The organism is Serratia sp. HMSC15F11, from assembly GCF_001808215.1.
Lineage (GTDB): Bacteria > Pseudomonadota > Gammaproteobacteria > Enterobacterales > Enterobacteriaceae > Serratia > Serratia nevei.
The window spans coordinates 1-19,125 of the sequence record NZ_KV792498.1; the positions used below are offsets into that span (position 1 = coordinate 1).

General features: G+C 58.2%; 20 protein-coding genes and 1 other annotated feature. Of the genes, 19 read left to right on the forward strand and 1 reads right to left on the reverse strand.

All coding sequences use genetic code 11. The annotated features are described in order from the left end of the window. Nucleotides 1-482 precede the first annotated feature (482 nt). The 8 genes from thrS (at nt 483) to ihfA (ending at nt 7,772) form a co-directional block, all read left to right on the forward strand. Nucleotides 483-2,411: a threonine--tRNA ligase gene (gene thrS, locus HMPREF3138_RS21610; protein WP_025159696.1), complete on the forward strand. Its 1,929-nt coding sequence runs from the start codon at nt 483-485 to the stop codon at nt 2,409-2,411. A gap of 3 nt (nt 2,412-2,414) precedes the next feature. After that, nucleotides 2,415-2,966 (forward strand): translation initiation factor IF-3, encoded by a 552-nt coding sequence (gene infC, locus HMPREF3138_RS25870; protein ID WP_048233542.1) that lies wholly within the window; start codon nt 2,415-2,417, stop codon nt 2,964-2,966. A gap of 98 nt (nt 2,967-3,064) precedes the next feature. Further along, entirely contained in the window at nt 3,065-3,262 is a 198-nt protein-coding gene (gene rpmI, locus HMPREF3138_RS21620; RefSeq protein WP_004931418.1) for a 50S ribosomal protein L35, read from the forward strand. 43 nt (nt 3,263-3,305) lie between these two features. Continuing rightward, nucleotides 3,306-3,662, forward strand: a complete 357-nt coding sequence (rplT, locus tag HMPREF3138_RS21625; RefSeq protein ID WP_004931417.1) for a 50S ribosomal protein L20 — start codon at nt 3,306-3,308, stop codon at nt 3,660-3,662. Nucleotides 3,663-3,775: 113 nt separating this feature from the next. Further along, nucleotides 3,776-3,898: a sequence feature (Phe leader region), on the forward strand. After that, nucleotides 3,780-3,824, forward strand: a complete 45-nt coding sequence (pheM, locus tag HMPREF3138_RS26515) for a pheST operon leader peptide PheM (RefSeq protein WP_121626058.1) — start codon at nt 3,780-3,782, stop codon at nt 3,822-3,824. Its footprint overlaps the feature before it by 45 nt. Nucleotides 3,899-4,085: 187 nt before the next feature. Beyond that, entirely contained in the window at nt 4,086-5,069 is a 984-nt protein-coding gene (pheS, locus tag HMPREF3138_RS21630; RefSeq protein ID WP_004931416.1) for a phenylalanine--tRNA ligase subunit alpha, read from the forward strand. 14 nt (nt 5,070-5,083) lie between these two features. Beyond that, on the forward strand, nt 5,084-7,471 hold the full coding sequence (gene pheT, locus HMPREF3138_RS21635; RefSeq protein ID WP_038871085.1) for a phenylalanine--tRNA ligase subunit beta: 2,388 nt from the start codon (nt 5,084-5,086) through the stop codon (nt 7,469-7,471). A gap of 4 nt (nt 7,472-7,475) precedes the next feature. Next, nucleotides 7,476-7,772 (forward strand): integration host factor subunit alpha, encoded by a 297-nt coding sequence (gene ihfA / locus HMPREF3138_RS21640; RefSeq protein ID WP_004931414.1) that lies wholly within the window; start codon nt 7,476-7,478, stop codon nt 7,770-7,772. 188 nt (nt 7,773-7,960) lie between these two features. Here the strand turns inward: ihfA and HMPREF3138_RS27420 are convergent, their stop codons facing one another. Further along, nucleotides 7,961-8,092 carry a hypothetical protein gene (locus HMPREF3138_RS27420; RefSeq protein WP_038871082.1) on the reverse strand — a complete coding sequence of 44 codons (132 nt, stop codon included), beginning with the start codon at nt 8,090-8,092 and terminating at the stop codon, nt 7,961-7,963. A gap of 232 nt (nt 8,093-8,324) precedes the next feature. On the opposite strand from HMPREF3138_RS27420, the gene HMPREF3138_RS21645 reads away from it, so the two are divergent. From HMPREF3138_RS21645 to arnF, 11 genes are all read left to right on the forward strand, one after another. Next, nucleotides 8,325-8,735, forward strand: a complete 411-nt coding sequence (locus HMPREF3138_RS21645; protein WP_038871079.1) for a DUF2502 domain-containing protein — start codon at nt 8,325-8,327, stop codon at nt 8,733-8,735. A gap of 179 nt (nt 8,736-8,914) precedes the next feature. Next, nucleotides 8,915-9,922 carry a vitamin B12 ABC transporter permease BtuC gene (gene btuC, locus HMPREF3138_RS21650; protein ID WP_038871076.1) on the forward strand — a complete coding sequence of 336 codons (1,008 nt, stop codon included), beginning with the start codon at nt 8,915-8,917 and terminating at the stop codon, nt 9,920-9,922. Between the two features lie 45 nt (nt 9,923-9,967). Continuing rightward, a complete protein-coding gene (locus HMPREF3138_RS21655) occupies nt 9,968-10,519 on the forward strand; it encodes a glutathione peroxidase (RefSeq protein ID WP_038871073.1) in 552 nt (183 codons plus the stop codon). Nucleotides 10,520-10,524: 5 nt separating this feature from the next. Then, entirely contained in the window at nt 10,525-11,280 is a 756-nt protein-coding gene (gene btuD / locus HMPREF3138_RS21660) for a vitamin B12 ABC transporter ATP-binding protein BtuD (protein ID WP_038871070.1), read from the forward strand. 401 nt (nt 11,281-11,681) lie between these two features. Continuing rightward, entirely contained in the window at nt 11,682-12,836 is a 1,155-nt protein-coding gene (gene arnB / locus HMPREF3138_RS21665) for a UDP-4-amino-4-deoxy-L-arabinose aminotransferase (RefSeq protein ID WP_070559328.1), read from the forward strand. After that, nucleotides 12,823-13,803: an undecaprenyl-phosphate 4-deoxy-4-formamido-L-arabinose transferase gene (gene arnC, locus HMPREF3138_RS21670; RefSeq protein WP_038871063.1), complete on the forward strand. Its 981-nt coding sequence runs from the start codon at nt 12,823-12,825 to the stop codon at nt 13,801-13,803. Before arnB ends, arnC begins: the two co-directional genes overlap by 14 nt. Next, complete coding sequence (arnA, locus tag HMPREF3138_RS21675) at nt 13,803-15,785, forward strand: bifunctional UDP-4-amino-4-deoxy-L-arabinose formyltransferase/UDP-glucuronic acid oxidase ArnA (RefSeq protein ID WP_038871092.1); 1,983 nt, start codon at nt 13,803-13,805, stop codon at nt 15,783-15,785. The genes arnC and arnA overlap by 1 nt, the downstream gene beginning before the upstream one ends. Then, the gene (gene arnD / locus HMPREF3138_RS21680; protein ID WP_038871060.1) at nt 15,782-16,687 is read left to right on the forward strand and encodes a 4-deoxy-4-formamido-L-arabinose-phosphoundecaprenol deformylase; all 906 of its coding nucleotides are present in this window, start codon (nt 15,782-15,784) and stop codon (nt 16,685-16,687) included. Before arnA ends, arnD begins: the two co-directional genes overlap by 4 nt. Continuing rightward, nucleotides 16,684-18,348, forward strand: a complete 1,665-nt coding sequence (gene arnT, locus HMPREF3138_RS21685) for a lipid IV(A) 4-amino-4-deoxy-L-arabinosyltransferase (RefSeq protein ID WP_038871058.1) — start codon at nt 16,684-16,686, stop codon at nt 18,346-18,348. The genes arnD and arnT overlap by 4 nt, the downstream gene beginning before the upstream one ends. After that, nucleotides 18,345-18,689, forward strand: a complete 345-nt coding sequence (gene arnE, locus HMPREF3138_RS21690; protein ID WP_033642887.1) for a 4-amino-4-deoxy-L-arabinose-phosphoundecaprenol flippase subunit ArnE — start codon at nt 18,345-18,347, stop codon at nt 18,687-18,689. The genes arnT and arnE overlap by 4 nt, the downstream gene beginning before the upstream one ends. Next, nucleotides 18,686-19,078, forward strand: coding sequence for a 4-amino-4-deoxy-L-arabinose-phosphoundecaprenol flippase subunit ArnF (arnF, locus tag HMPREF3138_RS21695; protein WP_038871054.1), 393 nt, complete (start codon nt 18,686-18,688; stop codon nt 19,076-19,078). The genes arnE and arnF overlap by 4 nt, the downstream gene beginning before the upstream one ends. Nucleotides 19,079-19,125 lie beyond the last annotated feature (47 nt).

A 19,125-nucleotide genomic window follows, 5' to 3' on the forward strand; every position in this document is an offset into this window, starting at 1 on the left:
GTATTTTGCCCTGTCGTTCATCCCGCAGCTGCAACGGTGTAGTTCTGATCAAGAACCAGTTGAGCGGATTCGCGTTTAAACTCTGCGCTGAAATTTCTTTTTTTCATTGAGGCACCTGTAATGTTCTGAGGTGAGCATATCACCTCTGTTCAGATGGCCAATTTACTGTGCCACTACACTCGGGGTATCTGTCGTTTTCGTTGAGAATGAAGATCTGCCGGCCGGCGAGTGTTGACTGCTCCGCTGGTGGGGTTGCAGTGATGGTAGCCTACATCGTTCCTAGCCGTTTCACTTATCATGGTGATACAATCACCTTTCCGTTATGGCGTAACAACATAGTACATTTCAAATTGTGTACATATGAGTGTACATATCTGGCAGGGTAAAGCTGGATAGCGTCGATAACATCATGTAGTTAAACAATATTGTATTTCTTCATGTGATCTGTCGTGTGGGTCACCACTGTAGATAAGGAATTATTAATGCCTGTTATTACTCTTCCTGACGGTAGTCAGCGTCATTTCGACCACCCCGTTTCCCCGATGGATGTCGCGCGCGATATCGGCCCTGGCCTGGCGAAAGCCTGTATCGCCGGCCGCGTCAACGGCGAGCTGGTTGATGCCGGCGATCTGATCGAATCAGATGCGCAGCTGGCCATCATCACCATCAAAGATGAAGACGGTCTGGAAATCATGCGCCACTCCTGCGCGCACCTGCTGGGTCATGCGATCAAGCAGCTGTGGCCGGATACCAAAATGGCGATCGGTCCAGTGATCGACAACGGTTTCTATTATGACGTGGATATCGACCGCACCCTGACGCAGGAAGACCTGGATCTGCTGGAAAAGCGGATGCACGAGTTGGCCGATAAGGATTACGACGTCATCAAGAAGAAGGTCAGCTGGCAAGAAGCCCGCGACACCTTCGCTGAGCGCGGCGAAATCTACAAAGTGGCGATCCTGGATGAGAACATCAGCCATGACGATCGTCCTGGCCTGTATCACCACGAAGAATACGTCGACATGTGCCGTGGCCCGCACGTGCCGAACATGCGTTTCTGCCACCATTTCAAGCTGCAGAAAACCTCCGGCGCTTACTGGCGCGGCGACAGCAAAAACAAAATGCTGCAGCGTATCTACGGCACCGCCTGGGCAGACAAGAAGCAGCTGAATGCCTACCTGCAGCGTCTGGAAGAAGCGGCCAAGCGCGATCACCGCAAGATCGGCAAACAGCTCGACCTGTATCACATGCAGGAAGAAGCGCCGGGCATGGTGTTCTGGCACAACGACGGTTGGACTATCTTCCGCGAGCTGGAAGCCTTCGTGCGCATGAAGCTCAAAGAGTACCAGTACCAGGAAGTGAAAGGTCCGTTCATGATGGACCGCGTGCTGTGGGAAAAAACCGGCCACTGGGAAAACTACAAAGACGCCATGTTCACCACCGCGTCGGAAAACCGCGAATACTGCATCAAGCCGATGAACTGCCCGGGGCACGTGCAGATCTTCAACCAGGGCCTGAAGTCGTACCGCGATTTGCCGCTGCGCATGGGCGAGTTCGGCAGCTGCCACCGCAACGAGCCATCGGGCTCCCTGCACGGCCTGATGCGCGTGCGTGGCTTCACGCAGGATGACGCCCACATCTTCTGTACCGAAGAGCAGGTGCGTGCCGAAGTGAACGAATGCATTCGCATGGTCTATGACGTGTACGGTACTTTTGGCTTCGACAAGATCGCCGTCAAGCTGTCTACGCGTCCGGAAAAACGCATCGGCACCGACGACATGTGGACCCGTGCGGAAGAAGACCTGGCCGCCGCGCTGACCGAGAACGGCATTCCGTTTGAATATCAGCCGGGTGAGGGGGCCTTCTACGGACCGAAAATTGAATTTACCCTGCATGATTGTTTGGATCGCGCATGGCAATGTGGTACCGTGCAGCTCGATTTCTTCTTGCCGGGCCGTTTGGGCGCCTCGTACGTTGGCGAAAACAACGATCGCGTCGTGCCGGTAATGATTCACCGCGCCATTTTGGGCTCCATGGAACGCTTCATCGGTATCCTGACCGAAGAATACGCCGGGTTCTACCCGACCTGGATCGCCCCGGTGCAGGTGGTGGTGATGAATATCACCGACAGCCAGTCTGATTACGTCCAGCAATTGACCAAAAAACTGCAGGATGCAGGTATTCGCGTGAAAGCGGACTTGAGAAATGAGAAGATTGGCTTTAAAATTCGCGAACATACTTTACGTCGAGTCCCTTACATGTTGGTGTGCGGCGACAAAGAGGTCGAAGCAGGCAAAGTTGCCGTTCGTACCCGCCGTGGCAAAGACTTGGGAAGCCTGGACGTAAACGAAGTCGTAGACAAGCTGCTGAAAGAGATTCGCAGCCGTAGTCTTCATCAACTGGAGGAATAAAGTATTAAAGGCGGAAAACGAGTTCAACCGGCGCGTCCTAATCGCATTAACAGAGAAATTCGCGCGCAAGAAGTTCGCCTAACCGGCGTCGATGGCGAGCAGATTGGTATTGTCAGTCTGAATGAAGCTCTTGAAAAAGCTGAGGAAGCGGGCGTTGATTTAGTAGAAATCAGCCCAAATGCCGAACCGCCAGTTTGCCGAATCATGGATTACGGCAAATTCCTCTACGAGAAGAGCAAGTCGACGAAAGAACAGAAGAAGAAGCAAAAAGTTATCCAGGTGAAGGAAATCAAATTCCGTCCTGGTACCGATGATGGCGACTATCAGGTCAAACTACGCAACCTGATTCGCTTTCTGGAAGATGGCGATAAAGCCAAAATCACCCTGCGTTTCCGTGGGCGTGAGATGGCGCACCAGCAGATCGGTATGGAAGTGCTTAACCGCGTCCGTAAAGATCTGTGTGAAGATATGGATCTGGCAGTGGTCGAATCCTTCCCTACGAAGATCGAAGGCCGCCAGATGATTATGGTGCTCGCTCCTAAGAAGAAACAGTAAGGCTTACAAGTAATGGAACCCGCGCGACGCTTGCGCCGTGTGGGTTTTATTCGCCCAACTGATTCGTTGTTTAACAATGCGAAGTGGATTTAATTAAAATGCCAAAGATTAAAACTGTACGTGGTGCAGCCAAGCGCTTCAAAAAAACCGGCAGCGGTGGTTTTAAGCGTAAACATGCCAACCTGCGTCATATTCTGACCAAAAAAGCAACCAAGCGTAAACGTCACCTGCGTCCGAAAGGCATGGTGTCTAAAAACGATCTGGTCCTGGTTACCGCGTGCCTGCCGTACGCATAAGCCATTTTTTTTGAATTTAGAATAAGACTTTAGGAGAGAGCATATGGCTCGCGTAAAACGTGGTGTAATTGCACGCGCACGTCACAAGAAAATTATGAAGCAGGCGAAAGGTTACTACGGTGCCCGTTCGCGCGTATATCGTGTTGCCTTCCAGGCAGTAATCAAAGCAGGCCAGTATGCTTACCGTGACCGTCGTCAACGTAAGCGTCAGTTCCGTCAGCTGTGGATTGCACGTATCAACGCAGCTGCTCGTCAGAACGGTCTGTCTTACAGCAAGTTCATCAACGGCTTGAAAAAAGCGTCGATCGAAATTGACCGTAAGATCCTGGCTGACATCGCAGTCTTCGACAAAGTGGCCTTCGGCGCACTGGTTGAGAAAGCGAAAGCAGCTCTGGCGTAAGTCAGTAGAAGAGGGAGCTTGCTCCCTCTTTTAATCTTTGTTTTCAGCGACAAATATTGACTTTTATTGGCCGCCGCTATATCACTGGTGGGCAATCATCGATAAGGTACCGCAATCATGCACGCAGCTATTTTTCGTTTCTTTTTTTACTTTAGCGCCTGACTTCAGGAGGCTTTGCGCGTAAGAAAAGAAACGAAAAGTAGCGCCTAAGCCTCCCTCGTGGAGGCTTTTTTGTTTTTGGCCATCGTCCCGCCTTGCAAAGCGTTGCGGTGAGAGCGGCAGGCGTTGAGCGAGCCTTGTGCCTCGCTGGTGAGTCGCCTGGCCGGCAACGTATTGAAAAGTCTTTGAAGATTGCTCAAAGGCGTGTTCGAATAATAGATAACAATTACTTAGGGCCATCCCGGCCAGAGGAAGAGGAAAGCAATGCCACATCTCGCAGAGCTGGTTGCCAATGCCAAGGCAGCCGTAGAAGATGCCCAGGATGTTGCCGCGTTAGATTTGGTACGCGTCGAATATTTTGGCAAGAAAGGTCATTTCACCTTGCAGATGCAGTCTCTGCGCGACGTACCGGCGGAAGACCGTCCGGCGGCCGGCGCGGTGATCAACCAGGCCAAGCAAGAGGTGCAAGACGCGCTGAACGCGCGTAAGAACGCGCTGGAAAGCGCCGCGCTGAACGCGCGCCTGGCGGCTGAAACCATCGACGTGTCCCTGCCGGGCCGTCGCATGGAGAACGGTGGCCTGCATCCGGTGACCCGCACCATCGACCGTATCGAAACCTTCTTTGGCGAGCTGGGCTTCTCCGTTGCCACCGGCCCGGAGATTGAAGACGATTACCATAACTTCGACGCGCTGAACATTCCAGGGCATCACCCGGCGCGCGCCGACCACGACACCTTCTGGTTCGACGCCACGCGTCTGCTGCGCACCCAGACGTCCGGCGTGCAGATCCGCACCATGAAGAACCAGCAGCCGCCGATCCGCATCATTGCGCCGGGCCGCGTTTATCGTAACGACTACGATCAGACGCACACCCCAATGTTCCACCAGATGGAAGGGCTGATCGTCGATAAAGACATCAGCTTCACCAACCTGAAGGGCACGCTGCACGATTTCCTGAACAACTTCTTTGAAGAAGACCTGCAGGTTCGTTTCCGTCCGTCCTACTTCCCGTTCACCGAGCCGTCCGCTGAAGTGGACGTGATGGGCAAGAACGGCAAGTGGTTGGAAGTGCTGGGCTGCGGCATGGTGCATCCGAACGTGCTGCGCAACGTGGGCATCGATCCGGAAGTTTACTCCGGCTTCGCCTTCGGCATGGGCATGGAGCGCCTGACGATGCTGCGTTACGGCGTCACCGACCTGCGCGCATTCTTCGAAAACGATCTGCGTTTCCTCAAACAGTTTAAGTAAGGCGGGAATATCACATGAAATTCAGTGAACTCTGGTTGCGCGAGTGGGTAAACCCGGCCATCAGCAGCGAAGCATTATCCGATCAAATCACCATGGCCGGCCTGGAAGTGGACGGCGTGGATCCGGTTGCCGGCGCGTTTAACGGCGTCGTCGTGGGCGAGGTGGTCGAGTGCGGCCAGCACCCGAACGCCGACAAACTGCGTGTCACCAAGGTTAACGTAGGCGGCGATCGCCTGCTCGACATCGTCTGCGGCGCGCCAAACTGCCGTACCGGCCTGAAAGTGGCGGTCGCCACAGTGGGCGCGGTGCTGCCGGGCGATTTCAAAATCAAGGCCGCCAAGCTGCGTGGTGAACCTTCGGAAGGCATGCTGTGCTCGTTCTCCGAGCTGGGCATTTCCGACGATCATGACGGTATCATTGAGCTGCCGCTGGATGCGCCGATCGGCACCGACATCCGCGACTATCTGAAACTGAACGACAACACCATCGAGATCAGCGTCACGCCGAACCGCGCCGACTGCCTGGGCATCATCGGCGTTGCGCGCGACGTGGGCGTACTCAACCAGGTTGCGCTGACCGAGCCGGACATGAGCCCGGTAGCCGCCGCCATCGACGCCACGCTGCCGATCCGCGTTGACGCGCCGCAGGCGTGCCCACGCTATCTGGGCCGCGTAGTGAAAGGCATCGACGTCAAGGCGCCAACCCCGCTGTGGATGCGTGAAAAACTGCGTCGCTGCGGTATCCGTTCTATCGATGCCGTGGTTGACGTCACCAACTATGTGCTGCTGGAGCTTGGCCAGCCGATGCACGCCTTCGATCTGAGCCGCATCGACGGCGGCATCGTGGTGCGCATGGCGGAAGAAGGGGAAACCTTGACGCTGCTGGACGGCAACGAAGCCAAACTGAACGCCGACACCTTAGTGATCGCCGATCATCAAAAAGCGCTGGCGATGGGCGGCATCTTCGGCGGCGAGCATTCCGGCGTCAACGGAGAAACTCAGGACGTGCTGCTGGAGTGCGCCTTCTTCAGCCCGCTGTCGATCACCGGCCGCGCGCGCCGTCACGGCCTGCACACCGATGCTTCTCACCGCTATGAGCGTGGCGTCGATCCGGCGCTGCAGTACAAAGCGATGGAGCGCGCCACGCGCCTGCTGCTCGACATCTGCGGCGGCCAGGCCGGCCCGGTTATCGACGTGACCGATGAAAACGAACTGCCGAAGCGCGCTACCATCACGCTGCGCCGCGAGAAGCTGGATCGTCTGATCGGCCACGTGGTGCCGAGCGAGCAGGTTAGCGACATTCTGCGCCGCCTGGGTTGCCAGGTAACCGAACAGGGCGACAGCTGGCAAGCGCTCGCGCCGAGCTGGCGTTTCGATATGGAGATCGAAGAGGATTTGGTGGAAGAAGTGGCGCGCGTTTACGGCTACGACAACATCCCGGATGTGCCGGTTCGTGCCGATCTGGTGATGACCCAGCATCGCGAAGCCGATCTGACGCTCAAGCGCGTGAAGACCATGCTGGTGGATAACGGCTACCAGGAAGCGATCACCTACAGCTTCGTCGATCCGAAAGTGCAGGCATTGCTGCATCCGAATGAAGAAGCGCTGATCCTGCCGAGCCCGATTTCGGTCGAGATGTCGGCGATGCGTCTGTCGCTGTGGACCGGCCTGCTGTCTGCGGTGGTGTATAACCAGAACCGCCAGCAGACGCGCCTGCGCCTGTTTGAAAGCGGCCTGCGCTTTGTGCCTGATAGTGCGGCAGATCTGGGTATCCGTCAGGACGTCATGCTGGCAGGCGTGATCGCCGGCCATACGCACGATGAGCATTGGGATCTGGCGCGCAAGCCCGTCGACTTCTATGATTTAAAAGGGGATCTGGAGTCTGTTCTCGAGCTGACCGGTAAATTATCCGAAATTCAGTTCCGGGCGGAAGCCAATCCGGCCCTGCATCCAGGGCAAAGTGCGGCGATTTATTTGCACGGCGAACGCGTAGGTTTCATCGGTGTGGTTCACCCGGAACTTGAACGTAAACTGGATCTTAACGGCCGCACCGTGGTGTTTGAACTGGAGTGGAACAAGCTTGCGAGCCGCGCCGTGCCTCAGGCGCGGGAGATTTCGCGCTTCCCGGCAAACCGCCGTGATATCGCCGTTGTGGTGGCTGAAAACGTCCCTGCAGAAGATATTTTGGCCGAGTGTAAGAAAGTTGGCGCAAATCAGGTAGTTGGCGTAAACTTGTTTGACGTGTACCGTGGCAAGGGCGTGGCAGAAGGTGACAAGAGCCTGGCTATCAGTCTGGTATTGCAGGATACCGCTCGTACACTGGAAGAAGAGGAGATAGCCGCTACCGTTGCAAAATGCGTAGAGGCTCTAAAACAGCGATTCCAAGCATCCTTGAGGGATTGAACCTATGGCGCTTACTAAAGCTGAAATGTCAGAACACCTGTTTGAGAAGCTTGGGCTTAGCAAACGGGACGCCAAAGACCTGGTGGAACTGTTCTTTGAAGAGGTCCGTCGGGCCCTTGAGAATGGCGAACAGGTAAAACTGTCGGGTTTTGGCAACTTTGATCTGCGTGACAAGAACCAACGTCCGGGGCGTAACCCGAAGACCGGCGAAGACATTCCGATTACGGCGCGCCGCGTGGTGACCTTCCGTCCGGGGCAGAAGCTGAAAAGCCGGGTAGAAAACGCCAGCCCGAAAGGGTGAGTGACGTGACATCAAAAAAGGCCGCTTGCGCGGCCTTTTTCTTTTTTTGGGAAAATTCAGTTTATTCCTAATGGGCAACGTAAGAATTAAAATTATTCATTAAAGCACTACGGCAAAAATTTATTTAATTTTATTTGCGGAATATTCTTATATCTTATTTTGTGTGATGGGTGGTCTTATTTTTCATTTCAATAACGGCCATAATAATGGCCTGGGCCGTCGCCGCGGTGGCCGCCGCCCCAGTGCGGGCCCCAGCAGCAGGCGCTGAGGCTTGGGGCCAGGGCCACAACGGCCAGCAACATACCTATACGTTTAATCATCTTATTATCCTCCGGTGGGAATCCATTTAATTATAATTGTCTTGCGGCTTGAGAGACGTCAGTTATTCGTTAAACCTTGTCAGTGGTTATGATAATTAAAGGCGGCGGCAAACAGTGTAGAGATTGTGTAAGGCCGTCGAAAACGATCTGAAAATAGGCATCGATGAGATAGTCGTTAAATAAGCACGCTGATATAACCACTGCAGCAAGAAAAATAGAGTGAGAAGGTAAAATGAAAAAGATCCTGTTGCTGGTGTGTTTCCCACTGTTGCTGCCGCTGGCGGCGCAGGCCGATGTGTCCGTCGATATCAACGTGCCGGGCGTTTCCCTGCATCTGGGGGATCAGGACCGTCGCGGCTACTACTGGGATGGCTACGACTGGCGTCCACCGCAGTGGTGGCATGCGCACCAGGGCCGCGGTCTGGGTGAGCGCAATGCGCGCGGTTTGTATTGGGACGGCGGACGCTGGCAACCTTCGCCGCCGCGTGGCTATGAGCATCGCGAGCCGGAACGCAGCGGCAATCCGTTCCACGGCGATCGCGATAATCGCGACCGCCGTCATGACGATCGGGGTGACCATGATCGCCGCGATGACGGCCGCGGTCAGCCTTATCCGCCGGGCAACGCCGGCCCACATCGTTAATCCCTGAGTTTACCGGCGGCTGGTTTTGCCATCATCATGGTGATGACGGGCAGGGCCAGCCGCTGCTTTCCTGCGCCATCGCCTACGCAAGGCTTCCCCTTGCGGCGTTAACCCCCTAATATTCGACTCAGACGTCAATTATCCGGCCACGACAGCGGCCGGCAGGGAACCGCCGCGCCATGCCAACCAGCCGTACTTTCACCTTACTGTTGCAACATCAGCGCTACCGCGATAAACGCCAGGTCACTCTGCTGGCGCTGGGCGTGACGGTGGCGTTGCTGTTCAGCCTTTGCGCCGGTGATCAATGGATATGGCCGTCAGAGTGGTTCAGCGATCGGGCGCAGCTGTTCGTTTGGCAACTGCGTTTACCGCGCGCGCTGGCGGTGATGCTGGTCGGCGCCGCCCTGGCGGTGGCGGGCGCGGTGATGCAGGCGCTGTTTGAAAACCCGCTGGCGGAGCCCGGTCTGCTGGGGGTGGCTAACGGCGCCGGCGTCGCGCTGGTGTTGACGGTGCTGTTAGGGCACGGTTTGTTGCCGGTGGCGCTGATGAGCGCCGCCGCGATAGCCGGTGCGCTGGCGATGACCTTTTTGCTGCTGGGCTTCGCTCGGCGTCGGCGCCTGACCAATGCGCGGCTGTTGCTGGTTGGCGTGGCGCTGGGCATCGTGTGCAGCGCGCTGATGACCTGGGCGGTCTATTTCAGCACCAGCCTCGATCTGCGGCAGCTGATGTACTGGATGATGGGCGGTTTTGGCGGCGTAGACTGGCGGCAAAAGTGGCTGGTGCTGGCGCTGCTGCCGGTGCTGCTGTGGCTTTGCGGCCAGGGCAGAGCGCTCAACCTGATGGCGCTGGGCGAGGTACAGGCGCGGCAACTTGGGCTGTCGCTGCATCTGTGGCGTAATTTGCTGGTGCTGGCGATCGGCTGGCTGGTCGGCGTCAGCGTGGCGCTCGCCGGAGTGATTGGTTTTGTTGGGTTGGTGATCCCGCATATTTTGCGGCTCACCGGCCTGACCGACCAGCGCTATCTGCTGCCGGCCTGCGCGCTGGCGGGAGCCGGGGTGTTGCTGGTGGCCGATGTGATCGCCCGCGTTGCGCTGCTGGCGGCCGAGCTGCCGATCGGCGTGGTGACCGCCACGCTGGGGGCGCCGCTATTTATCTGGTTACTGACCCGGACAAAGGGCGTAAGGTAGTTTTCTTCATTCACCTGCCATTAAAAAACCAAAGGATGACAACCGATGAGCAAGCCAATCTACAACCTGCCGTTACACACCATCGAAAATCAGGCGACCACGCTGGGCGCCTACCAGGGCAAGGTGCTGCTGGTGGTCAACGTGGCTTCGGAGTGCGGCCTGACCAAGCAATATGAAGGGCTGGAAGCGCTGTACGAAACCTATCGCGATCGGGGGCTGGAAGTTTTGGGGTTCCCGTCCAATGAATTCCTGGGCCAGGAGCCGGGCAGCAACGAAGAGATCCTGGCGTTTTGCCGCGGCACCTTCGGTGTGCAATTCCCGATGTTCGCCAAGATTGAGGTGAACGGCGAACATCGGCATCCGCTATACCAGGCGCTGATTGCCGCGCAGCCGGATGCTGTCGCACCGGAGGGCAGCGAGTTCCTGGCGCGGATGACCAGCAAAGGGCGGGCGCCGAAGCACGCCGGCGATATTCTGTGGAACTTCGAGAAATTCCTCGTCGCGCGCGACGGCACGGTGATCCAACGCTTCTCGCCTGACACCACGCCGGAAGATCCGGCGCTGGTGGCGGCGGTAAAACAAGCGCTGGCAGGATAAGACGGATGCTGCAACTCGTCGAGGTTGGGGTGGCGGGGCGCCTGGCGCCTTTTTCGGCACAGATTGAAGGCGGGTTGCAGGTTCATCTGATCGGCCCAAACGGCGCCGGGAAGAGCACCCTGCTGGCACGGGTGGCCGGCATGCTGCCGGGGCTGGGCGAGGTTCGCCTGGACGGGCGCGCGCTGGCCGATTATCCGGGTAACGCGCTGGCATGCCGGCGCGGCTATCTTAGCCAGCAACAGCCGCCGGTGTCGCTGATGCCGATGTTCCAGTATTTGGCCTTGCACCGGCCAGCGGCAGCGGCGCAAACCGATGTGGAACACGCCATTCTCTATTTGTGCCAGCGGCTGAGGCTGGTGGATAAGCTGTCACGCATGCTGACGCAGCTCTCCGGTGGCGAATGGCAGCGGGTGCGGCTGGCGGCGGTGTTGCTGCAGGTGTGGCCCAGCGTCAATCCGCACAGCCGGCTGTTGTTGCTGGATGAGCCGACCAACAGCCTGGACGTGGCGCAGAAAGTCGCGCTGGATCGCCTGCTGCGGGAATTTTGCCAGAGCGGGCGCAGCGCGCTGGTGTGCGCGCACGATCTGAATCATACCTTACAGCAGGCCGATCGGGTTTGGTTGCTGCACGCCGGGCGGCTGGTGGCACAGGGGGCCACGCGTGAGGTGATGGCGCCAACGCTGCTGTCGCAGATCTATGAAGTGGACTTCCACCTGCAATGGGTGGGGGACCAGCGTTGGATCATGACCCGCACGGCTTGAGTCGCGGCGGCGGCGGGGCGTAACGTAAACGAAAACTAAACGCAGTGAATATAAATAGCCGGGTAATCATCGGTTAATATTGGGCTGCCTCTCATTTTCTTATCGATTTTCTTGAAAAACGTCGATGACGTGCTACGCTTGATTCGGCAAAAATGAAATACGTAAATAATTATTAATAAATATAAGAAACTGATTTTAATAATAATTTTAAATAGATGATGGCGACACCCACCAATCAGTTGACCCACTGATGACAAGTCTCGTCTTAAGGTTTAGTTAAGCTTGCGGCCTTACATTGGCAGTTAATCCACGGAAACGATTCTTCTCTGGCGTTTAATATCCGTTAAACGAAAGGGATTTACAGTGTCATCAAAAGCAGTTCGATACGTTTGGGGTTAACTATGGATCAATTTTTGCCTTTCTCTCGTCCGGCCATCGGCGATGAAGAAATCGCCGCGGTAGAGAAAGTGTTGCGTTCCGGTTGGATCACCACCGGGCCGCAAAACCAGCAGCTGGAAAGCGACTTCTGTTCCACCTTCGGCTGTAAGCATGCGATCGCCGTCAGCTCCGCCACAGCGGGCATGCACATCACGCTGATGGCGCTGGGCATCGGCCCCGGCGACGAAGTCATCACCCCTTCGCAAACCTGGGTTTCCACCCTCAACATGATCGAGCTGCTGGGCGCCATGCCGGTCATGATCGACGTTGACCGTGATACGTTGATGGTCAGCGCCGCCGATGTTGAGGCTGCCATCACCCCGAAAACCAAAGCGATTGTTCCGGTGCACTACGCCGGCGCTCCTTTGCAGATGGACGCGCTGCGCGCTGTGGCCGAACGCCACGGTCTGCCTTTGATCGAAGACGCCGCCCATGCGGTCGGCACGCGCTACAACGGCGAATGGGTCGGTGCGCGCGGCACGGCGATTTTCTCGTTCCACGCCATTAAAAACGTGACCTGCGCCGAAGGCGGCCTGATCGCCACCGACGACGATGCGCTGGCGGATCGCCTGCGTTGCCTGAAGTTCCACGGTCTGGCCGTCGATGCCTTCGATCGTCAGCAGCTTGGCCGCAAACCGCAGGCCGAAGTGGTGGAGCCGGGTTACAAATACAACCTGTCCGACATTCACGCGGCGATCGCCGTGGTGCAACTGTCGCGCTTCGCTGAGCTGAACGCGCGCCGTAAGGCGCTGGCACAGCGCTACCTGAGTGCGCTGGAAGGCTCACCGTTCCAACCGTTGGGCGTGCCGGATTACCCGCATGATCACGCCTGGCATCTGTTTATGGTCCGTGTCGATCCTGAGCGTTGCGGCATCGATCGCGATCGGTTGATGGAGCGTCTGAAAGAGGTTGGCGTCGGCACCGGGTTGCATTTCCGCGCCGCGCATACCCAGAAATTCTACCGTGAGCGTTATCCGCAGCTTTCCTTGCCGAATACCGAATGGAGCTCGGCGCGGCTGTGCACTTTACCGCTATTCCCTGATATGACCGACGCAGACGTGGATCGCGTGGTCAATGCCTTGTCTTCTGTTGTGGAGTCTTTACGTGTCTCGCGTTGAACCGATTAAAAAAGTGTCGATAGTCATTCCGGTATACAACGAGCAGGAAAGTCTGCCGGCGTTGCTGGAGCGTACTACCGCCGCTTGCAAGCAGTTATCTCAACCTTATGAAATCATCCTCGTCGACGATGGCAGCAGCGACAGCTCCGCGGACATGCTGACCGCGGCGGCGGAAAAGCCGGACAGCCACATCATCGCCGTTTTGCTGAACCGCAACTATGGCCAGCACTCGGCGATCATGGCCGGTTTCAACCAGGTGACCGGCGATCTGGTGATTACGCTGGATGCCGATCTGCAGAACCCGCCGGAGGAGATCCCTCGTCTGGTCAGCGTGGCGGAAGAGGGCTATGACGTGGTGGGCACCGTGCGCGCCAACCGTCAAGACTCCTGGTTCCGCAAAAGCGCTTCGCGCCTGATCAACATGATGATTCAACGCGCCACCGGCAAGTCGATGGGAGACTACGGCTGCATGCTGCGCGCCTACCGTCGTCATATCGTTGAGGCGATGCTGCACTGCCACGAGCGCAGCACCTTTATCCCGATTCTGGCGAACACCTTCGCCCGCCGCACGACCGAGATCGACGTGCGTCACGCCGAGCGCGAGTTTGGCGATTCCAAGTACAGCCTGATGAAGCTGATCAACCTGATGTACGACCTGATCACCTGTCTGACCACCACCCCGCTGCGTTTGCTCAGCGTGGTCGGCAGCATCGTGGCGCTGTCCGGGTTTGTGTTGGCGCTGGTGCTGATTGCGCTGCGTCTGCTGCTCGGCCCTGAATGGGCCGCCGGCGGCGTGTTCACCCTCTTCGCCGTGCTGTTCACCTTTATCGGCGCCCAGTTTGTTGGCATGGGGCTACTGGGTGAATACATCGGCCGCATCTATACCGACGTGCGCGCACGTCCTCGCTATTTTGTTCAGAAAGTGGTCGGCGTACAGCAGGACCACAATACTCAGGAAGAAGAATGATGAAAGCTATTGTATTTGCTTACCATGATATTGGCTGCGCAGGTCTGAAAGCGCTGACTGAGGCGGGTTATGACGTGCAGGCCGTATTCACGCACACCGACGACCCTGGTGAGAACAACTTCTTCTCCTCCGTGGCCCGTTTGGGCGCCGAATTGGATCTGCCGGTCTATGCGCCGGAAGACGTGAACCACCCGCTGTGGGTTGACCGCATTCGCGACCTGCAGCCGGACGTGATCTTTTCGTTCTACTACCGCCACATGCTGAGCGACGAGATCCTCTCGCTGGCACCGCAGGGCGGCTTCAACCTGCACGGTTCGCTGCTGCCGCATTACCGTGGCCGCGCCCCGGTGAACTGGGCGCTGGTGAACGGCGAAACCGAAACCGGCGCCACGCTGCACAAGATGGTGAAACGCCCAGACGCCGGCGACATCGTCGGTCAGCAGAAAGTGACCATCGCCGACAACGACACTGCGCTGACGCTGCACAAAAAAGTGCTGGAAGCCGCGCAGGCCGTATTGAAAGAGCAGTTGCCGAAGCTGAAGAACGGTACGGCCACCTTCACCAAGCAGGATGAGTCTCAGGCCAGCTACTTCGGCCGTCGCACCGCGGCGGACGGCGAGATCCTGTGGCACAAGTCCGCCAAAGAGATCAACAACCTGGTACGCGCCGTCACGGAACCGTACCCGGGTGCCTTCAGCTACCTCGGCCAGCGCAAGCTGATCGTCTGGCGCTCTCGCGTGCTGGATACCCAACACGACAAGCAACCGGGCACCGTACTGAGCACCTCGCCGCTGGTCATCGCCTGTGGCGAAGGCGCGCTGGAGATCGTTGCCGGTCAGAACGACAGCGGCCTGTACGTGCAGGGCAGCCGCCTGGCGCAGGAAATGGGCATCGTCACCGACGTGCGCCTGGCCGCCAAGCCGAACGCCGTAATGAAGCGTCGCACCCGCGTGCTGATCCTCGGCGTCAACGGCTTCATCGGTAACCACCTGACCGAGCGCCTGCTGCGTGACGATCGCTACGACATCTACGGCCTGGATATCGGTTCTGACGCCATCAGCCGTTTCCTCGACAACCCGCGTTTCCACTTCGTGGAAGGCGACATCAGCATCCACTCCGAGTGGATCGAGTATCACATCAAGAAATGCGACGTGGTGCTGCCGCTGGTGGCGATCGCGACGCCGATCGAATACACCCGTAACCCGCTGCGCGTGTTCGAGCTGGACTTCGAAGAGAACCTGAAGATCGTTCGCGACTGCGTGAAATACAACAAGCGCATCATCTTCCCGTCCACCTCAGAAGTGTACGGCATGTGCGACGACAAAGAGTTCGACGAAGACCATTCGCGCCTGATCGTCGGGCCAATCAACAAACAGCGCTGGATCTACTCGGTCTCCAAACAGCTGCTGGATCGGGTGATCTGGGCTTACGGCGCTAAAGAAGGCCTGAAGTTCACGCTGTTCCGTCCATTCAACTGGATGGGGCCGCGCCTGGATAACCTGGATGCTGCGCGTATCGGCTCTTCCCGTGCCATCACCCAGCTGATCCTCAACCTGGTGGAAGGTTCGCCGATCAAACTGATGGACGGTGGCGCGCAGAAACGTTGCTTCACCGACATCAACGACGGCATCGAAGCGCTGTTCCGCATCATCGAGAACCGCGACGGCCTGTGCGACGGCCAGATCGTCAACATCGGTAACCCGACCAACGAAGCGAGCATCCGCGAGCTGGCGGAAATGCTGCTGGAAAGCTTCAACAACCACCCACTGCGCGACCGCTTCCCGCCGTTTGCAGGCTTCAAGGACGTTGAGAGCAGCAGCTACTACGGTAAAGGTTACCAGGACGTCGAGCACCGCACGCCGAGCATCAAGAACGCTCATCGCCTGCTGGGCTGGCAGCCGACCATCGAGATGAAGCAAACCGTCGCCGATACGCTGGACTACTTCCTGCGCACTACCGTTCAGGAAGGGAACGGTGCATGAAGAAAGTCGGTCTGCGGGTTGATGTAGATACCTTCAGCGGCACCCGTGAAGGGGTGCCGCAGTTGCTGGACCTGTTCGACAAGTACGATATTCAGGCCAGCTTCTTCTTCAGCGTGGGACCGGACAACATGGGGCGCCATCTTTGGCGCCTTTTGCGTCCGAAATTTCTGTGGAAAATGCTGCGTTCGAACGCCGCTTCGCTGTACGGGCTGGACATTCTGCTGGCCGGCACCGCCTGGCCGGGGCGCAACATTTCACGCGCGTTGGGGCCGCTGATGAAGCGTACCGCCGAAGCCGGCCATGAGGTGGGGCTGCACGCCTGGGATCACCAGGGGTGGCAGGCCAAGGTCGGCAAGTGGAGCGAGGCGCAGCTGACCGAGCAGGTGCAGCTGGGCGTCGACGCCCTGAGCGCCTGCACCGGCCAGCCGGTGAAATGCTCCGCCGTGGCGGGATGGCGTGCCGATACGCGCGTGCTGGAGGTCAAGCAACGCTTCGGCTTCCATTACAACAGCGATTGCCGCGGCACCCATCCGTTCCGTCCGGTGCTGAGCGACGGGCGTCACGGCACGGTGCAGATCCCGGTGACGTTGCCGACCTTCGACGAAGTGATCGGCAGCGAAGTCAGCATGGCCGACTTCAACGACTACATTCTGCGCGCCATCGAGAACGATCGCGGCGTGCCGGTGTACACCATTCACACCGAAGTGGAAGGCATGTCGCAAGCGGCGATGTTCGAACAGTTATTGCAACGCGCACGGCAGCAGGGCATCGAATTCTGTCCGCTTAGCGCGCTGTTACCACAAGATTTGGCGTCACTGCCGTTGGGCCGCATCAAGCGTGCTCCTTTCCCCGGCCGCGAAGGTTGGCTGGGCTGTCAAACCGATGTGAAGGACGTTACATGAAGGCGCTAAAAGGATCCTGGGCCATTCTGCTGGCCGTTTTTTTTGCTCTGGTTTACCTGATCCCACTTAACGGCCGCCTGCTGTGGCAGCCGGACGAGACGCGTTATGCCGAGATCAGCCGTGAAATGCTGCAGCGCGGCGATTGGGTTGTGCCGCACCTGTTGGGGCTGCGCTACTTCGAAAAGCCGGTGGCGGGTTACTGGTTCAATAACATCAGCCAGTGGCTGTTCGGCGAAAACAACTTTGCGGTGCGCTTCGGTTCGGTGTTCAGCACCGGCATGACCGCACTGTTGGTGTTCGCGCTGGCGATGCTGATGTGGCGCAATGCGCGCCGCGCCAGCCTGGCGATGCTGATGTTCCTGTCGATGGTGCTGGTGTTCAGCATCGGCACCTACAGCGTGCTCGATCCGATGATCTCGCTGTGGCTGGCGGCAGCGATGGTCAGCTATTACCTGACGCTGAAAGCCACTTCGGTTAAAGGCAAGCTGGGCGCTTATGCGCTGCTGGGCTTGGCCTGCGGCATGGGCTTTATGACCAAGGGCTTCCTGGCGCTGGCGGTGCCAGTGCTCGCGGTGATCCCGATCGTCATCCAGCAACGCCGCATCAAGGATCTGCTGTGCTACGGTCCGGTGGCGATCGTGACCGCTACGTTGCTCAGCCTGCCGTGGGCGCTGGCGATCGCGCAACGCGAACCCGATTTCTGGAATTACTTCTTCTGGGTCGAACATATTCAGCGTTTCGCCGAAGATAACGCCCAGCACAAGGCGCCGTTCTGGTATTACCTGCCGATCCTGCTGGGTGCGGTGCTGCCTTGGCTGGCGCTGCTGCCCGGTGCGCTGCTCAAGGGCTGGCGCGAACGCGTACAGCGCCCGGAGCTGTTCTTCCTGCTGAGCTGGGCGATGATGCCGCTGATCTTCTTCAGCATCGCCAAAGGCAAGCTGCCGACCTACATTCTGCCGTGCATGGCGCCGCTGGCGCTGCTGATGACCGCCTATGCGGAAGACTACGCCGCCACCCTGCGCGCCAGACTGTTCAAGGCCAATGCCTGGCTGAACGGCCTGTTCGGGCTGATCGGCATCGTGGCGCTGGTAGTGTTGAGTTCCGGCCTGCTGCCGAAAGCCCATCTGTTTACCGCGCAAGAGTGGCCGAAGGTGGTGCTCGGCCTGATCGCCTTCGGCGGTTGGCTGCTGTTCGCGCTGGTTTCCGCACGCGATAACGGCCGTCAATGGCGCTGGGCGGCGGCCTGCCCGGTATTGCTGTGCCTGGTGATCGGCTACGCCATCCCGCAACAGGTGACCGATTCCAAGCTGCCGCAGAACTTTGCGCGCGCCACCATGGCCGAGCTGGGCGACAGCCGTTACGTGCTGACCGACAGCGTCGGGGTAGCGGCCGGTTTGGCCTGGGAACTGAAGCGTAGCGACGTGCTGATGTACAGCCAGAAAGGCGAGGTAGCTTATGGTCTGGAGTATCCGGACGCCAAAGGCCACCTGATCAGCGACGCCGACTTCCCGCAGTGGCTGGCGCAGGCGCGCAAGCAGGGGAACGTGTCGCTGGTGCTGCAGCTGTCCCGTGGCGAAGCGCTGCCGCAGGAACTGCCTGCCGCAGACAAGGTGGATCGCATGAATCGCCTGGTGCTGATGTGGTATAAACAGCAACCATGATCGGTTTTCTGTTAGTGATAGTGGTCAGCCTGCTCACCTGCGGTGGGCAGCTGTGCCAGAAGCAGGCGGCGCACTGTTGGGAGCGGGCGGACGAAGCGCGGCTGAAGCAGACGCTGCGTTGGCTGGCGCTGGCGGTGCTGCTGCTGGGGCTGGGCATGGCGGTGTGGCTCAATGTGCTGCAACGCCTGCCGCTCAGCCTGGCTTACCCGATGCTCAGCCTGAACTTCGTGATGGTGACGCTGGCGGCGCGCTGGCTGTTTCATGAGCCGACGACCGCTCGCCACTGGTGCGGCGTGGCGTCGATTATGCTGGGGATCCTGCTGATGAGCGTGCATTCATGAAGGGCTATGCCTGGGGCGCTGCCAGCGTACTGCTGGTGACGCTGGCGCAGTTGCTGATGAAGTGGGGCATGGTGCAGATCCCGCTGATGTCGTTCGCCGACGTCTCGTTGGCGTTGATCGGCGACTACTGGCTGCCGCTTCTGGCGGTGGGCGGCGGCATCTTCGGTTATGCGCTGTCGATGCTGTGTTGGTTCTTTGCGCTGCGCCACCTGCCGTTAAACCGCGCTTATCCTCTGCTGAGCGTCAGCTACGCGCTGGTCTATCTGGCGGCGGTGATCCTGCCGTGGTTTAACGAATCCGCTACGCTGCTGAAAACGTTGGGCACGCTGTTTATTCTGTTCGGCGTCGGGCTGATTAACAGCAAACCCAAGACAAAATCGCCAGAATAGGGTCAAAACCGGCGATCCTGCTATTATCTCCCTCATGGCGCTTGCCT

What these genes read in the sequence shown, in the direction of transcription:
- btuD (WP_038871070.1), top strand. Translation starts at nt 10,525, where the DNA reads ATGCTGCAACTCGTCGAGGTTGGGGTGGCGGGGCGCCTGGCGCCTTTT.
- HMPREF3138_RS21655 (WP_038871073.1), top strand. Translation starts at nt 9,968, where the DNA reads ATGAGCAAGCCAATCTACAACCTGCCGTTACACACCATCGAAAATCAG.
- arnT (WP_038871058.1), top strand. Translation starts at nt 16,684, where the DNA reads ATGAAGGCGCTAAAAGGATCCTGGGCCATTCTGCTGGCCGTTTTTTTT.
- arnB (WP_070559328.1), top strand. Translation starts at nt 11,682, where the DNA reads ATGGATCAATTTTTGCCTTTCTCTCGTCCGGCCATCGGCGATGAAGAA.
- HMPREF3138_RS21645 (WP_038871079.1), top strand. Translation starts at nt 8,325, where the DNA reads ATGAAAAAGATCCTGTTGCTGGTGTGTTTCCCACTGTTGCTGCCGCTG.
- rpmI (WP_004931418.1), top strand. Translation starts at nt 3,065, where the DNA reads ATGCCAAAGATTAAAACTGTACGTGGTGCAGCCAAGCGCTTCAAAAAA.
- arnA (WP_038871092.1), top strand. Translation starts at nt 13,803, where the DNA reads ATGAAAGCTATTGTATTTGCTTACCATGATATTGGCTGCGCAGGTCTG.
- arnF (WP_038871054.1), top strand. Translation starts at nt 18,686, where the DNA reads ATGAAGGGCTATGCCTGGGGCGCTGCCAGCGTACTGCTGGTGACGCTG.
- arnD (WP_038871060.1), top strand. Translation starts at nt 15,782, where the DNA reads ATGAAGAAAGTCGGTCTGCGGGTTGATGTAGATACCTTCAGCGGCACC.
- arnE (WP_033642887.1), top strand. Translation starts at nt 18,345, where the DNA reads ATGATCGGTTTTCTGTTAGTGATAGTGGTCAGCCTGCTCACCTGCGGT.
- thrS (WP_025159696.1), top strand. Translation starts at nt 483, where the DNA reads ATGCCTGTTATTACTCTTCCTGACGGTAGTCAGCGTCATTTCGACCAC.
- pheT (WP_038871085.1), top strand. Translation starts at nt 5,084, where the DNA reads ATGAAATTCAGTGAACTCTGGTTGCGCGAGTGGGTAAACCCGGCCATC.
- ihfA (WP_004931414.1), top strand. Translation starts at nt 7,476, where the DNA reads ATGGCGCTTACTAAAGCTGAAATGTCAGAACACCTGTTTGAGAAGCTT.
- btuC (WP_038871076.1), top strand. Translation starts at nt 8,915, where the DNA reads ATGCCAACCAGCCGTACTTTCACCTTACTGTTGCAACATCAGCGCTAC.
- rplT (WP_004931417.1), top strand. Translation starts at nt 3,306, where the DNA reads ATGGCTCGCGTAAAACGTGGTGTAATTGCACGCGCACGTCACAAGAAA.
- pheS (WP_004931416.1), top strand. Translation starts at nt 4,086, where the DNA reads ATGCCACATCTCGCAGAGCTGGTTGCCAATGCCAAGGCAGCCGTAGAA.
- HMPREF3138_RS27420 (WP_038871082.1), bottom strand. Translation starts at nt 8,092, where the DNA reads ATGATTAAACGTATAGGTATGTTGCTGGCCGTTGTGGCCCTGGCCCCA.